Genomic DNA, 16,725 nt, shown 5'->3' on the forward strand with positions numbered 1-16,725 from the left:
TATAAATAATTTCTGGAAAATTAAATTTTTAAAGATTAGTGCATTGACTTTAGAAATATTTCAACCCTATTAATAAAAGGATTAATGATTTTATTATATAAATTTGAAAAAATTTCGCATATAATAAAAGCGCTATCAATATTATTGAATAGTGATTGACAAAATTTATAATAGAAATGGCTATAAAACAACATACATGAGGAGCGAAGATAGTGCGATTAATTGAACCTTGGGAAAATATTAAAATAAATATTCTGTCAGAAAACCGTATCATTCAACATTTTGACGCTAATATCCACATAGTATATGTCTTAGCTGGTGAATTAACGATCGAAAAAGAAGGGAAATTAATATCACTACAGAAAAATGATTTTATTCTTTTATCAAAATCATTGGTACACAAAGTTTATGCAGAAGATACTAAAGCTTTTGAAATTATTTTAAATCACTATTTTGAAAATCAGGAAGGAATGATTTTTGAAGGGAACTCCGTAACAGAAAGTAAAAATACAGATCATCAACTAATTCAATCGATTGAGAGATTGTTAAAACTTTATATTCTACAAGATGCGCATACTACCTCAGAAGTATTTGCAGAATATTTTCATTTAATTCAATTAATAGAGAAAGGTTATGCCAAAACGTCTAGTTTAGAAGAAGAACGAAGTATGAAACAAAAAGTATACGAGTTAAAATTTTATATTGATAATAATTTCGATAAAGATATTCATCTTGCAGATATTGCTAGCAAATTTTATGTTTCTGATCAATATCTATCTCGTAGTTTCTCTAGTGAAATTGGGATGCCAATGAATGAGTATTTGATACGTAAACGTTTGGAGAAGGTACGTAAAGATCTACTGGAGACTGAAAGATCAATTACAGAGATTGCTTTTTCAGCAGGATTTTCAAATATTAATTCATTTAATCGATTATTTAAAAAGTATCAAGGATTGACTCCTAGTGAATTCCGCAAAGAAATAAAAGCTGAAACAAAAGTTACACGTACATATAATTTAGCTAAAAAAGATATTCAAAATTTAGAAGCTTACTTTAAAGAAAAAGCTGAAAAAATTAATGAGGAAACTCTACAAGTTTCCATAAAGAATACCTACCAACAAAATTTCCAGAAAAATATGATTAATCTTGGATATGCAGGAGATCTTACTCATGCTTCATTTGTAGAACAGATTCATTTTTTACAAAAAAATAATCCTTTTAAATATGGTCGTGTTTGGGGTCTGCTAAGTGAAGAAATATTGGAACAAAATAATGAAATCTATGATTTTTCTACTGTTGATGAAATATTACAAATAATAATAAAAGCAGGTATGACTCCTTTTTTAGAACTAGGATTTAAGGGGAAGTTAATCCATGAATCTCATACACAGATTATTAAAAGATATCCCTTCACCCGAAAATCTTATGAGCTTTCGGATTTAATTCGGAGATTTCAAACATTTTTCCGTCATTGTATCGATGTTTTTGGCTTGGAAGAAGTGTCCTCGTGGATTATTGAAATATGGAAGCCTAATCCATTGGTCATAAAAACGATTGGTCATGAGGACTTAACTAGAATAGATGATCAAGGTGTTCAATTAAATTTAGCTCAAGAAAAAGTATATATTGATGCGTTTTCTGCTATCAAAGAAGCTATCCATCAGATTGTTCCAACAATTCAAGTAGGCGGATGTGGACTCAGTTTAGATATAGAGTCACAAGATTTAACTCTATTTCTTAATCAATGGACTAAGGGAAAAGGACGTCCAGATTTTATTAGTTTATCTATTTACCCAATGGATGCTGTAAAACAACAGATAAATCAGAAAAAGAATTATCATGCATCTATTTCTCCAGATTCTGATTATATGTTACACCGAATAAAAAAATTCAAGAAATTATTAACAGAAATTAATTATCAAGGAAAAGTTTATATTACGGAATTTAACGTAACGATTTTGAATCGGGATATTATAAACGATACAGCGTTTAAGGGAAGCTATATTCTAAAAAATGTATTATCAGTTATTCCACATTGTGACCTCATTGGTTATTGGCAACTATCTGATTTATCTGTGACTACATTTGATACAGCTACTAAAGAAATATTTGGAGGCTCTGGCTTGATTTCTAAAAGTGGAATTCCTAAAATTGGTTACTATGCGTATCTATTTTTAAGTAAATTAAACGATCTAGTGGTATATCAATCTGAAGATTTATTGATTACACAAAGGGGATCCAATCGAATTCAGATACTATGCTTCTCATATAGTCATTTGAATTCAACCTATTATTATGATTTTAATAGTGTTTTTACGAGAAGAAATGCTACTTCTTTATTTGCAACAGCAGATGTTCAAAAAAGAAAAATTTTGCTAAAGGATTTAAATGAAAAGTCATGTAATTACCGGATTAAATACTATCGTATAGGTCAAGAGTCAGGAAATATTTTAGAAGAGATTAATCAAGTTAGTAATTTAGATCGGTTAGATGATGAAATAATTACTTATCTGAAGTATCGTTGTCAACCACAGATAAAAATAAAAGAACAGCTTTCTAATGATAATCAATTAAGAGTAGAACTGGACATCTATCCTCAAGATATTCAATTAATCGATATTCAAAAGATTTCAAGTTAACAAGATTGTATTATACAATCTTGTTTTTTGTATATGTATGCGTTACATTGTCCTCTTTAAGTATCATTAAATGATTGATGAAACGTTGAGTAATGAATATTTTATAATATTACAATGTTTATTGTAAACGTTTGCAAATTCAATTATTTATAGGAGGTTCACATGGAGAAAAATATCTTTGATAGTGAAATGAACGTAGAGAAAAAGAAACTTACCAAATTTTCTATGATGACTTATGGTTTGGGAGATTTAGCTAGTCAGTTTGTTTGGACATTTGTAGGTACTTATTTGACTGTTTTTTATACTGATATTGTAGGATTAGCACCAGTGGCGGTTTCAATGATTATGTTAGTAGCAAGACTATGGGACGGCATTAATGATCCAATCATGGGGATGGTTGCTGAGCGTACTAGAAGTAAACTCGGTCGTTTTCGTCCATATATTGCCTTTGGCTCTCCATTTTTAGCACTTTTCTCCGTATTAACATTTACTGGTCCCTTTGGTAATGGTCCTGCAGGAGTCATTTGGGCTGCTATTATTTATATTATCGCAGGAATGATTTATACATTAGTAAACATTCCTTATGGAGCATTAGCAGCAGTAATGAGTGAAGATGCTAATGAAAGAAATCAATTAAATGCTTGGCGTTCAGTTGGTATGAATGTAGGAATGATAATTGTTAATTCATTGTCATCTTTTATCATGATTGCATTTTCTGATGGTTCAAAAGTGGCAACTGGTCGTGGCTATTTTATGACAGCATTAATTTATGCAGTAGTTTCAATCCCACTATTTTTTATTGTATTTATGACGTCTAGAGAAGTTGTCCAACCAATGAAAAATGATAAAAAAGTACCATTTCGTACGACTATCAAAAATGTGATTGGAAATAAGTATTTAATGATTGTTTTTTTAATTATGATTTTACAAATGACTGCTTTTATGGGAAGAATTGCTGTAACTACTTTTTATGTAATTTATTGTCTTGGAGCATTTACTTTGATTGCTTTACTAATGACAATCCCATCAATCGGTGGTGCAATATGCTCACTAGCGATTGTCCCTCTAGTTAAACGTTTTGGTAAGCGAAATGTTTTGATGATTTCTCTAATTCTTCAAGGGATTGGATTGCTGGTAGTTTATTTCTCAGAGTTTGATAATTTATCAATGATTATTGCAGGTCATATAATTTTTGGATTATTCAACATGGGCTTTCCGATATCTCTTTCGCTGGTTGCAGATTCTGTGGATTATCAAGAATTAAAATCCGGTGTTCGAACAGATGGGACAGCCTACGCTACTTATGGCTTAGCAACAAAAATTGGCAATGCTATCGGAGCATCCATAGGGATTATGTTGCTACATTCTTTTGGTTATCAAGCTAATATAGAGCAAACAGCAGCAACTAAAGATGGAATTAATTTAGTTGTCAATTTGATTCCGGCTATCCTCTTTTTTGTAGCTGCTTTCTCTTGTTTATTATGGGATTTAAGTGATAAAGATACAGACGACATACGGGAGAAACTAGATAGAGAACGTGGGAGAACACATAATTAAACAAAAAAGTATGATATATATTTGCTTTTTAAATAAATTTGCATATAAATATACAAATTTGTTTGATCTTTTATTAAACAGTTTAAAGAGTAAAAGGAATGACTATATATTAAAATAACGTTTGTAATCGATATATTTACTATTCCCAAAATAATTTAAAGATTGGGTATCAATTATAAGGAGGAGATTAATATGAAAAAATTAAAATTTGGTATTATCGGATGCGGAGGAATCGCAAATCAAAAGCATCTACCGGCATTAGCAAAGTTGTCTGATCAAGTAGAATTAGTTGCTTTTTGTGACACAGTTATTGAAAGAGCTACAATTGCTGCCACAGAATATGGTATTCCTAATGCTTTAGTGACCTCGGACTATAAAGATGTAGTGAGCCAAAAAGATATTGATGTAGTTCATGTATTAACCCCGAATATTTCTCATTCATTCATCACAGTTGATGCATTAGAGAGCGGAAAACATGTAATGTGTGAAAAGCCAATGGCTATTAACTATAAAGAAGCCAAAAAAATGTTAGAAGCGGCAGAAAGAACGGGGAAAAAACTAACTATTGGATATCAAAATCGTTTCCGTGCAGATTCATTAGCAACATATGATGCCTGTAGTAAAGGAGAACTAGGAGAAATCTATTTTGCTAAAGCGCATGCTGTACGTAGAAAAGGTGTTCCAACTTGGGGAGTTTTTCCAGATAAAGAAAAACAGGGTGGTGGCCCGTTGATTGATATTGGTACACATGCCTTAGATTTAACACTTTGGTATATGAATAATTATAAACCTAAAATGGTGTTAGGTTCGACATATCAAAAACTGAAAAATAATCCAATGGCTAATATGTTTGGTCCTTGGGAACCTGAAAAATTTGAGACGGAAGACTCAGCCTTTGGTTTGATTAAAATGGAAAACGGCGCAACAATTTTTTTAGAAGCTGCTTGGGCATTAAATATGATCAATCCCAAAGAAGCACAAGTTACTTTATGCGGTACAGATGGTGGGGCAGAAATGTTCGGTAAAGCTTTTTTAGACCAAGGATATGTTGTGTTTAATAAAGCAGCCCATGATCAATTGGAACAAACTGAACCTTCAGATGCTGGTGGTATCTTTGGTTTTGAAGGAGCTAGTCTAGAGCAAAAAGATGCAGAAGCGAAACAATGGGTGGAGGCAATCTTAAACGATACTGAACCATTAGTAAAACCAGAACAAGCTATTGTTGTTACACAAATTTTAGAAGCGATTTATAAATCTGCAGAAACTGGAAAAGTCGTAGAATTGTAGGTTTGAAAGAAAGACAATCCAATATTTATGACTCATTCTATGATGAAATCGAATAAGGAGGAATATGAATGTCGAAAATTAAAACGGCTGTGAGTTTATATAGTTTACAAGATGAATATCTGAATCATCGTATGGATTTGGATGATTTAATGTATTTTTTAAAGGAGCACAAGGTAGAAGGAGTTGAGATTTTACCAGATCAAATGATCAAAAAAGCTCCTCATCCAGTGGGAAAGGACGTTGATCACTGGCAACACCTTTTAGAAGAAACAGGAATTAAACCGGTGATTGCAGATGTTTTTTTAAACACGAATCTTTATAATAACCGTACCTTGACTAAGCAAGAATGTATTAATTTGTTAATAGAAGAAATCAAACAGGCCAATCTTCTGGGATTTAAGTTGATTCGCTTAGTTTCAATGGTACCATATTGGGTTTGTGAACCGCTATTACCATACTGTAAGAAATATGATGTAACGATTGCCTTAGAAATTCATGCTGGAATGGCTTTTGACGAGCCAGAAACACATCAATTTATTGAAGAGATGAAGCGATTAGATTCACCATATATTGGCTTGGTTATTGATACAGGAATTTTCTGCCAGAAATTTCCACGTGTTGTAGCTGCTTATGAAATAAACAATGGAGCTAGTCCAGAAATGTTTGATTATTTAGATAGATTATTTGAACAAAAAACAGATCTTCATCGTGTATTAAGTGAAAATAATGGCAACTATCCAGAAGAATTCAAAAAAGTAATTAAAACTAAAGAGGATCAAATGTTTGCACCGCTTTGTGATGGATATGAGAATTATCCATTTACAATTATGGATGAATATATACCTTATATTAAACATTTTCACATTAAATTATTTGAAATGACACCTGAAGGTCCAGAGTATTCAATGGATTATAAAGGTCTTTTAGAATATTTGCATGAAAAGAACTATGATGGGTATGTAGCGACAGAATATGAAGGAAATCGCTTTACCCTTCCCGGCGAATCAGTGCAAGAAAAAGAACAAGTAGCTGCAAATCAGAAATACCTTCAAGATTGTTTAAAAGATATTCAAGGGTAGGAGGATATAAATAATGTTTGACAACAATGTATTCAAAAAAAATAGCTGTAAGAATATTGAAGAAAATAGTGAAGTAATAGGCTATGAATTACAGACCTTAATTACTTATTATCGCGGCATTCCTCTTTCAATGTTAGAATTCATCAAAATAGAGGTGGATGACGTTGAGGTATCGTCAAAAGATATCCGAATTTCGATAGATAGAAAAGACTGGTTTAGTCTAACAGAATCAGTTACTGTAACTACTTATAAGTGGGAATACGGCGAACCATTATATATTCGTGTATTAAAAACAGGTGGATTATCTAAAGGAAATCATCAAGTTAAGTTAACAGTAGCAACAAGAACGGCTTATATCCCAGTGCCACTTGTAGGTGTAAAAGTACGAACTGTGGCAGTTTAAAAAAATTGAGGAGAAACTAAATATGTTGAATTTTGGAATTATTGGATATGGATTCATGGGGCAAACCCATGGAGAAACCATAAAAAAATTAGATTATGCTAAGATAGTTGCTATTTGTGATATTAATAAAGATCAATTAACAGATTTAGAAGAAGTCCAAACATTTTTAAAAGCAGATGACCTTTTATCTGAGTCAAAAATAAACACAGTAATTATTGCGGTTCCTAACCACCTTCATTTAGAAATGGTGAAAAAAGTTGCAGCTGCAAAAAAAGATATCATTCTGGAAAAGCCAGCAGCTATGAATGCCAAAGAGTTTCAAGAAATGATAGATATTACCCAAGAAGCAGGTGTTCGTTTTACTATTCATCATCAAAGACGTTGGGATAAAGACTATCGAATAATTAAAAAAGTTGTGGAAAATCAGACTCTCGGAGAGATTTATACAATTAAAAATAGTTTATATGGTTTCAATGGGAATATGCATGATTGGCATGTTTATCCTGAATTTGGTGGGGGAATGCTCTACGATTGGGGTGTTCACTTGTTAGATCAAATGCTTTGGATGATTCCGGGGAAATTAAAAACAGTTTATGCAGATGTACGAAATATCATTAATCAAAATGTCGATGATTATTTCAATGTCCAATTGTATTTTGATAGCGGTATCACAGGACAGGTAGAACTAGGGACCTATTTTCTAAAAGATGAATCTAGTTGGTTTGAACGTCATTGGTTTGTCGGAGGAGATAAGGGAAGTGCTTATGTTGATGGATTTCATCCTCAAGGGAAAATTGTTCGTACAAGTGAATTATTGACGAATGTTCCAGGTAAAATAACCATGACTGCTGCTGGTCCAACACGTTCTTTTGGTCCGCCACCTCAAGGACGATTAATCACAGAAGAACTGCCTGAGGTTAATGTAAATCATCAAATGTTCTTTGATCATTATTATAATTATGTCGAAGGTAAGGAAGAATTAGTTGTGAAACCTTCTGAAATTCTACGTTTGATGAAACTATTAGATATAATAAAAATTTCTGCACACGATCATCGTTCAATTAACTTTGAATAGAAAGAAGGAAATAACATGCAATTAGGATTAGTCTCAGCAATTTTGGATCAAAGTAATTTTTATGAAATGATTGATATTATCGCAGAAAATGGTTTAAATTGTGTTGAAGTTGCTTGTTGGCCTGCTGGAAAAGCAGAACGACGGTATGCGGGTGTTTCACATATTGATACAGAAAAACTTACAAAAGAACTGGCAGAAAACTATCAAGATTATGCCAAAAAAAATAAAATTGAAATCTCAGCACTAGCTTATTATCCAAATCCATTAGATGAAGATTTAGTAAAACGTCAACAAATAATTGATCACTTATATTCAGTTATTGATGCAGCTAAACTGATGGAAGTAAATTTGGTTACAACATTTATTGGACGGATGCCAGAAAAAAATATTACTGAGAATTTGAAAGAAGTAGAGAAGGTTTGGACACCGATTGTAGCTTATGCTGAAAAACAACAAGTAAGAATTGCAATCGAAAATTGTCCTATGCTGTTCACTGAAGATGAGTGGCCTGGAGGACAAAATCTAATGACTACCCCTGCTTTATTTCGAAAAATTTTTACTATCTTAGATAGTGATTATATTGGTTTAAATTTTGATCCTTCACATTTCATTTGGCAACAGATGGATTATTTATCTCCACTCTATGAATTTAAAGACAAGTTATTTCATGTCCACTATAAAGATATCAAAATGTATTGGGATAGATTACAAGATGTCGGTATAATGGCGACGCCATTAGAATACATGTCACCCAAATTACCTGGATTAGGTGATATAAGCTGGGGAAAATACGTTTCTGCTTTAACCGATATTGGATACAGTGGTCATACCTGTATTGAGGTTGAAGATCGAGCTTTTGAATCTGATTACAATGATGTAAAACGTTCAATTCAACAAAGCACTAACTATCTTCGGAACTTTGTATAGAGGTGGAATCTTTGAAACAACAAAAAATAATTGGTATTGATATTGGAGGGACCTCAGTCAAGTGTGTCTTAATGGATCAACTAGGAACAATTGAGAAAAAATGGTCAATACCAACAAATATTTCAGAAAAAGGTAAGTATATTCCCAGAGAAATTTGTTCTTCTATTCGTTCTTCAATTAAAAATTCTATACTAACCGAAATAGTCGGTATTGGAATTGGTGTACCTGGCTCAATTTCAGCTGACGGAGGAACCGTTGTTCAAGCTGTTAATCTGGATTGGAAAGAATTACCTTTAAAGAAAATTATCGAAACTGAATTAGGGATAGATGTTCAATTACTAAATGACGCGAATGCAGCTGCTTTGGGTGAGCTGTGGAAAGGTGCGTCTCAAGGAAAATCAAATCTATTATTTGTTACTTTAGGGACTGGAGTAGGTGGGGGAATTGTCTTAAATAGTAATGTGATAAATGGCTGTCATTCCGCTGGAGGAGAAATTGGTCATATTCCAGTTCATTCTAGTGAAAATAGATTATGCGGTTGTGGAGGAAGAAATTGTTTAGAAACTTTTGCTTCTGCTAACGGTCTCATTTTAAGTATGCGACAGAAACTTGAGTCAGTCGAAGAAACATGGACAGAAATAACCCCGCCAATAATTTTTAAGAAAGCTGCACAAAATAATAAATATGCTAAAGACGTTCTTGAAGCGTTCATTGATATATTAGCTCAAGGTTAGCGGGGATTATGAATACGATAGATGTGGAAGAAATAATTATCGGCGGCGGAGTCTCAGAAGCCGGAGAACAATTATTAAATCCATTAAAAGAAAAGATGGATATATATATTTTTCCACAAATTAGAGAGCATTATTCTTTGAAGAAAGCCTTATTAGGGAATGAAGCAGGAATGTATGGGGCAGTTTATGCCTGTTTAAACAAGTTGCAATAGAAAAAACACGTTAAAGTAATTTTTTGAGGAGGTGTTTAATGATTGTATAATGCTCGTCATCTTCACCCCAATTATAGTGCGAGTATTATTTAAAATTCCAATTAATTTTATGAATATTCAACAAAACAGAGCATCAAAATAGTTAATTATTGCTCAGATAGAACCAAATTTGGTTCTATCTGAGCTTTTTTATATAATTATTTATTTATTAATCATATGATAAGGTTCATCGTTATTAATAACAACTCCAACTAATTATTTTATCCTTTTTTCAGCCGAGTTGTCGCTTCTTGTAGAAGATCCAACATAGTTGTCACGCTAAAATAAAAGTTTCTATCATACTTGGCACAGGTTAAATTTGTTACTCTAATTTTTCTCCAACAAATGATAATCATTCTCATTGTACCAAAAAACAAAATAAACTCAAGATTGAATTGCACATTATATAGTGTCATACTTACACCATGATACAATATATTGTGTTTATATTTATGAAGGTGGTATTACTAGATGAATTATCCGATGGACTATATAGAAAAATTAAACCAAGATATCTCATGTTTCGATAAAGTAACGAAAATTACTTCTGAAATGTCTCAAACATTTGAAGGAATCGCAAGATTGATCATGCTTGATCGGTATGCGTATAAAGACCTTACTGGAAAAACCATAACAGTCGGTGATTTTGTTATCTTAACAACACACACAGATCCGCAATATCCAACACGAGGAATCGGGATTGTTGAAGAAATCGTGAAAAACCAGTTGATAATTCATGTGGAAGAGGAATTTCAAAGTTCTCTAACAGATCCAGAAGAGATTGCATCGGGGCGAGTGAATAGAAGTTTGAATGAAGTAGAAAAGCCTTTGGAACTTTTCTTTGAACAAATCGCCATTCGGGTGGCAAAAGGAATCTCCGATATTGATGGGGAAAAAAAATCTGAATTTTTTGCAGATTTCTATCACCACTTAACAGAACAAAATTTAATTCCAGCTGGCCGTGTGCTTTATGGGGCAGGAACTGACACAGAGGTTACTTATTTTAACTGCTATGTCATGCCCTTTATTCATGATTCAAGAGCTGGGTTAGCAAAACATCGCCAGGAAGTCATGGAAATCATGAGCCGTGGCGGTGGCGTAGGGACGAATGGTTCTACCTTAAGACCTAAAGCAGCGATTGTTCATGGGGTAAACGGAAAGTCATCCGGTGCAATCTCATGGTTAAATGATTTAGCGAACCTAACTAATTTAGTGGAACAAGGAGGTAGTCGCCGTGGTGCCCAAATGATTATGTTGAATGATTGGCACCCAGATATTTTTGAATTTATTCTCTCTAAGATTCAGAATCCGGTCATTTTGCAACGCTTGATCACTACTAGCAAAAACGCGACAATTCGACAATTAGCAGCTGAAAGATTAAATTTTTCACCGTTAGCACCGAATGAAAAAGCATGGCTGGAATTTTTTGTTCAACATCAAGAAAACAATTCGACAAATCCTTTTGTAAAAGATGCACGACAAAAATTGCAAATCGGCGGAACATATAGTGTAAAAGACCCAGATTTTTTGACAGGAGCGAATATCTCAGTTTGCTTGACTAAAGAATTTATGCAAGCTGTTGAAAAGAATCAAACTTATGAACTGCGCTTTCCTGCGATTGATGACTATGATAGTTCTGAGATGGCCGACTATGATCAGCATTGGACAGAAATTGGCGACGTCAGGGAGTGGGAAGCAACCGGTCGTAAAGTAAAAGTTCATCAGACGATAAAAGCACGGGATCTTTGGGATTTAATCACTTATTGTGCCACTTATTCAGCAGAGCCAGGAATATTTTTTATCGATAATGCAAATGAGATGACGAATGCTCAATCATACGGGCAAAAAGTCGTTGCTACAAATCCATGTGGTGAACAACCACTGACCCCCTATGCTGTTTGTAATTTAGCAGCAATAAATTTAGCAAATATGGTGAATAAAGAAACAAAAACGGTTGATTTTGATAAACTTGCTGATGTGGTAAAAACCAGTGTCCGTTTCCAAGATAATGTAATTGATGCAACCCCATACTTTTTTAAAAAAAATGAGAAACAGGCAAAAGGAGAGCGACGAATTGGGCTTGGCGTGATGGGGCTAGCGGACTTATTGATTTATTGTGAAAAAATATATGGTTCTCAAGAAGGAAATCAATTAGTAGATCAAATTTTTGAGAAAATTGCAATCACTGCTTATGAAACCTCTGTTGCACTTGCCAAAGAAAAGGGGAGTTTTCCTTTCTTAATCGATCAAAATGTTGAAGAAACCAAGGCATTGCGTCAACGGTTTATTGAAACTGGCTATATGAGAAAAATGCCAGCGTCTTTACGACAAGATATACTGACTTATGGTATCCGAAATTCCCATCTTTTGACTGTGGCGCCAACTGGTTCCACGGGAACGATGACTGGGGTTTCTACCGGATTAGAACCGTATTTTTCATTTTCCTATTTCAGAAGCGGCCGCCTAGGGAAATTTATTGAAGTACAGGCAGAAATTGTTGAGGAATATTTAAGTAATCATCCAGAGGTGGACAATGAAAACTTACCGCCGTTTTTCATATCCGCTATGGAACTTACACCAGAGGCACATGTCAGCGTACAATGTACTATTCAACGATGGATAGATAGTTCCATTTCAAAAACAGTCAATGCACCTAAAGGATATCAAGTTAACCAAGTCGCAGCAATTTATGAAGATCTTTATCGCGGTGGAGCAAAGGGCGGAACAGTTTATGTAGATGGCAGCCGAAATTCACAAGTGCTGACATTGGAAGCAGATGAAAATTCGTTTGCTGAATATGATGTATCAAATGATACAGAAACAGCGGATGATGAAATTGAAGAACGTTGTCCAATCTGTCATGAGGGGAAAATCGAAGAAATCGGGGGCTGCAGTACTTGTACACATTGTAAAGTTCAATTAAGATGTGGTTTATAAAGGAAGTGATTGAATGAAAATTTATACTAAAAGCGGAGATAAAGGGAACACGAGCATTATCGGCGGACAACGAATAAAGAAATCTGATGCACGTATTTGTGCTTATGGAAGCATCGATGAAGTGAATTCTTGGATTGGAAGAATTATTTCAGAATTGGATTCAAAAAAGTTTGATCTATTGAAGAATGAATTAATACAACTACAAGTTTTATTATTTGATATCGGGACAGATCTTGCCACACCTGTTGGAGTTGGAGAAATGATTGTCAAAAAGGAAGATGTGACCAAGATTGAACATTTAATTGATTATTATCAAACAAAGGTACCAATAATTGAAAAATTTATTTTACCTGGTGGCCATCCAGTTGCAAGTGATTTTCAAATTGCACGAACCGTGATCCGACGTGCAGAAAGAGAAATCACACAACTGCTCGTTTTAGATGAGGCGATTAATATTTATGCCTATAAGATCATCAATCGTCTATCTGATTTGTTTTTTGTTCTTTCCCGGTACGTAAATACCGTATATGATATAAAAGAATCATTTTACGAGCGAGCAGGAAAAGTATTTCACTAAGAAGGAGTTTCACATATGAAAAGATGGATAGGGTTCTTAACTATTTTTATCGGGGTGCTTGTTTTTTCAGGCTGTCAACTAAATACTCAAACTATTCAGGATACGAAACAAGTATCAGATGAACAAACAAAAGCCCGTGTCACGATAAAGCTGAATGACATGGGCAAAGAAATTACGTCCCAAAAAATTTGGTATCAATCGAATGATACTTTGTTGCAGACTTTAAAGAATCACTTTAATGTAGAAGAAAAAAATGGTTTTATCACTTCGATAGAAAATCATGCCCAAGATACAAATAAAAATAAATATTGGACTTTTACGATAAATGGAAAAATGAGTGAAAAAGGTGCAAATGAAATAAAATTAAAAAATAAAGATCAAGTAGTTTTTGATTTAAATGAATTTAAAAAATAAGAATTTTTATAAATAATCAACTAAATAATGAATGGATTTTCTTTAGTTAGTGAGAGATACGTCAATACGTACTCTCTTTTTTTACTTAATTCAGGTTAAAATAATTGGAAAAGAAAAAATTGAATAAAAATAGTTATTCAGCAATATAGAATATTTGAGGAGATTTTTAGAAATAATGTATCAATTTTTGTTGTTAATATTAGTTTTAATAATAGTATTTAGAGTCATATATTTCATGATTGGAAGTTCTTTAATAATTGCATTCAGTAAGTTCATTCTTGAAAATATTTCATCAGTAGTGCCCTTGTGTCTAATTATGCTAATCTTTTGATTTTTGCTTGAAACTAAAAAGAAGCAAAAGCAGAAAGCCGGCTAATAGTAAAAAGCCAATTCGGTGCTGCTGCCGCAAATCGATTTCACGAAAAGTAAAAGTGTGCTGTATTTTTTTGACAGTATAGGTCTTTTGAATCTCCGTGACAGATGTTCCTGTGATTTTCAAAGAGAGTTGATAAACGCCTTCTGTGATATTTTCTGCAGGAATCGCCAACTGAAAGGGACTGAAGGGGGCACCGGAGATTTCTTGTTCAAAATTTATAGACTTTGCATTATTTTTTTTAAGTTGAATAGAAAGGTGCTGGTGACTTGCAAAGGATTGGCTAGCATTTTCAAGAGAGAACAATAATTGTTCTTTTTTTTTCTGGATACCATGAATCTGCCAATTCGGGGCAGGTGAGACACCAACTGTTACCTTCAATCCTAAAATGTAAGCAAATTGGTTGTTGATGCCGGGAGATTTTGTTGAAACCGGTTGTTCAGCAATTTGAAAAGCAGCAAGATATGTGCCGTCCGCTGCATTTTTCGGGATGGCTAAAGAGAAAGTTACATTCCGTTTTTCTTGTGCAGTCAGCGAAATTACCTGACTTTCACTGAGCCAAGCAGCGATATTTTTTTTGGAATTCGTTTGTTGATACTCGATTTTTCCTAAATTGTTTGTTTTTCCGATAACAGGAGTGATTCGAATTCTTTTAGATTGAGTTGTCTGATTGGTTAGTTGAATGGTCAAATTCTGTGTCATGCCGGGTGAGACAGTCAAATCAAAATAGGACACATTGGTTCGTTGATTTTCCGGAAGCAAAGCGGATACGCCAAAACCTGCGCCCTCTGCATGAGCTGTTGTCGGAAAAAGAAATAGCAGGAAAAGAATAAAAAATTTTTTGATGACGACCGTCACTTCCTCTCGAGGTTCTTTTGTTTATTATACGGAGGAAATTTTAGAAAATCCAGTACTGGAACGGAAGCTGGTTGTTTTTGATAAAAGCAAGAGAAGTAATATCTTTCATTTTTTGTTATTTTATACAAAAAGATAACAAAAGCTTTTTTTAAATTTGAAAAAAATGATAAAGAAATTCTTAAGATGATTTTTGCTAAAAAATAAAGCGTGGTATTTATTCACAAAAACTAAAAAAAAGCATAATAATAGATAGAAATAAAACGATTTCTAACTAAGGCTCGTAATCCTCCTTTTTTGTTAAAAAAACGGTTGATATCTGAAATGAAAGCGTCTCGAGTCTTAGAAGTTAAAAACGACTCTTCTGATAAAGAGTCGTTTTTGATTATATATAGACTGCTTAGACTAACTTTTGCGTTTACTTCATACATTGATTGGGAACATTTTTTATTATTGTTTTAAGTGTTTCATTATTTGATTAATAACTTCTGCACAAGATAGTATTTCAGTGATACCTCCAGCTGCTTCAGAGACACTTATGGTTCCTTTGGTTAGGTCACCATCTAATAATCCTAATTTAAAGCCGTTTCCGTAATATGTATAGGCTTCATCAGCTTTTCCTAAGTTGATTAATTCGAGGGCTTTTTTTCCAGCTTCGGTTGGCAAAGTTCTTAAATGACTTGCTCCTGACTTAAACTCAATAAAGTCCTCGCTTTTAGCAGTCAAAATAGCTTTTTTAGCACTGATACTCGCGGGGTTCTCTGTTGTAGCAATGAATCGTGTTCCCATATAAATCGCTTCTGCTCCCATGGCAAAGGCAGCTTTAGCACCATCTCCATCTATAATACCACCTGCAGCAATGACAGGAAGACTTACTTTTTTCGCTACTTGTGGCACTAATGAAAGAGTGCTGATTTTAAATTTACTCATATGTCCGCCTGCTTCATAGCCGGTCACGATTAATGCATCTACGCCTGATTTTTCAGCTTCCATTAATTTTTCAACTGTTGGATTAAGGTCTCTATAAATTATTGTGATGTTTTGTTTCTTTAATCTCTCAACTTCATTTTGTATGACGCTCTGTCCTATAGCGATAACGATTTTAACTTCTTCTTCAACAAGAACATCATATATAGCACTAGTAAAGGGATCTTCAATCGCGCTTCCCATAGGAAAAATATAATTTACTGCAAATGGTTTATCCGTGAGTTGTTTCACTTTCCGAATTTCATTTCTTAAATTTTCCGCATTCTCTAAAGGTGTTGACGCAGCTTTATTTTGTCCTGCATTTGGGCCTAAAACACCTAAACCACCTGCATTTGAGACAGCAGCTACAAACTTAGCCGAAGTTATCCATGTCATTGCTGCAGAAATAATTGGGTACTTGATATTAAGTAGATTTGTTACGCTATTTTCCATAAAAACTCCTTCTTATTAAAATATTTGTCTACGAAGAACGAAGAACAAATACTATAATATAGCTGTTGCTTCATTTTTTAAAGTAGGCTATTATTTACGCGGTAGTACATTTTATGGTACTAAAGACTAACTATATAGAGTCAAGTGAAAATTAGCTAAATCAAAAAAATATTTTATAACAGTTAATTCCAAAAAATG

12 protein-coding genes and 1 pseudogene are annotated in these 16,725 nt (G+C 33.6%); 11 read left to right on the plus strand and 2 right to left on the minus strand.

Going from position 1 to position 16,725, the window contains the following annotated elements; all coding sequences use genetic code 11:
* Positions 1-212: 212 nt before the first annotated feature.
* The 11 genes and pseudogenes from P7D84_RS11605 (at position 213) to P7D84_RS11655 (ending at position 13,880) form a co-directional block, all read left to right on the plus strand.
* Entirely contained in the window at positions 213-2,639 is a 2,427-nt protein-coding gene (locus P7D84_RS11605) for a GH39 family glycosyl hydrolase (RefSeq protein WP_311806513.1), read from the plus strand.
* A gap of 162 nt (positions 2,640-2,801) precedes the next feature.
* Complete coding sequence (locus P7D84_RS11610) at positions 2,802-4,196, plus strand: MFS transporter (RefSeq protein WP_311806514.1); 1,395 nt, start codon at positions 2,802-2,804, stop codon at positions 4,194-4,196.
* 192 nt (positions 4,197-4,388) lie between these two features.
* The gene (locus tag P7D84_RS11615; protein ID WP_311806515.1) at positions 4,389-5,483 is read left to right on the plus strand and encodes a Gfo/Idh/MocA family protein; all 1,095 of its coding nucleotides are present in this window, start codon (positions 4,389-4,391) and stop codon (positions 5,481-5,483) included.
* 68 nt (positions 5,484-5,551) lie between these two features.
* The gene (locus P7D84_RS11620; protein ID WP_311806516.1) at positions 5,552-6,562 is read left to right on the plus strand and encodes a sugar phosphate isomerase/epimerase family protein; all 1,011 of its coding nucleotides are present in this window, start codon (positions 5,552-5,554) and stop codon (positions 6,560-6,562) included.
* A 13-nt stretch (positions 6,563-6,575) separates the two neighbouring features.
* Positions 6,576-6,965 (plus strand): C-glycoside deglycosidase beta subunit domain-containing protein, encoded by a 390-nt coding sequence (locus P7D84_RS11625; RefSeq protein WP_311806517.1) that lies wholly within the window; start codon positions 6,576-6,578, stop codon positions 6,963-6,965.
* 22 nt (positions 6,966-6,987) lie between these two features.
* Positions 6,988-8,040: a Gfo/Idh/MocA family protein gene (locus P7D84_RS11630; RefSeq protein WP_311806518.1), complete on the plus strand. Its 1,053-nt coding sequence runs from the start codon at positions 6,988-6,990 to the stop codon at positions 8,038-8,040.
* A gap of 15 nt (positions 8,041-8,055) precedes the next feature.
* Positions 8,056-8,967 carry a sugar phosphate isomerase/epimerase family protein gene (locus tag P7D84_RS11635; protein WP_311806519.1) on the plus strand — a complete coding sequence of 304 codons (912 nt, stop codon included), beginning with the start codon at positions 8,056-8,058 and terminating at the stop codon, positions 8,965-8,967.
* A 71-nt stretch (positions 8,968-9,038) separates the two neighbouring features.
* Positions 9,039-9,913, plus strand: a pseudogene (locus P7D84_RS11640) (ROK family protein).
* A gap of 510 nt (positions 9,914-10,423) precedes the next feature.
* Positions 10,424-12,889, plus strand: a complete 2,466-nt coding sequence (locus P7D84_RS11645; RefSeq protein WP_311806520.1) for a vitamin B12-dependent ribonucleotide reductase — start codon at positions 10,424-10,426, stop codon at positions 12,887-12,889.
* Between the two features lie 13 nt (positions 12,890-12,902).
* Positions 12,903-13,466 carry a cob(I)yrinic acid a,c-diamide adenosyltransferase gene (locus P7D84_RS11650; protein WP_311806521.1) on the plus strand — a complete coding sequence of 188 codons (564 nt, stop codon included), beginning with the start codon at positions 12,903-12,905 and terminating at the stop codon, positions 13,464-13,466.
* Positions 13,467-13,481: 15 nt separating this feature from the next.
* Complete coding sequence (locus tag P7D84_RS11655) at positions 13,482-13,880, plus strand: DUF4430 domain-containing protein (RefSeq protein ID WP_311800742.1); 399 nt, start codon at positions 13,482-13,484, stop codon at positions 13,878-13,880.
* Positions 13,881-14,199: 319 nt separating this feature from the next.
* Here the strand turns inward: P7D84_RS11655 and P7D84_RS11660 are convergent, their stop codons facing one another.
* Both P7D84_RS11660 and P7D84_RS11665 read right to left on the minus strand, forming a co-directional pair.
* Positions 14,200-15,111, minus strand: a complete 912-nt coding sequence (locus P7D84_RS11660; protein ID WP_311806522.1) for a WxL protein peptidoglycan domain-containing protein — start codon at positions 15,109-15,111, stop codon at positions 14,200-14,202.
* 447 nt (positions 15,112-15,558) lie between these two features.
* Positions 15,559-16,527, minus strand: a complete 969-nt coding sequence (locus tag P7D84_RS11665) for an NAD(P)H-dependent flavin oxidoreductase (RefSeq protein ID WP_311806523.1) — start codon at positions 16,525-16,527, stop codon at positions 15,559-15,561.
* Positions 16,528-16,725 lie beyond the last annotated feature (198 nt).

Origin of the sequence: Enterococcus dongliensis (assembly GCF_031927985.1) — a bacterium.
GTDB classification, from domain to species: Bacteria; Bacillota; Bacilli; order Lactobacillales; family Enterococcaceae; genus Enterococcus_A; species Enterococcus_A dongliensis.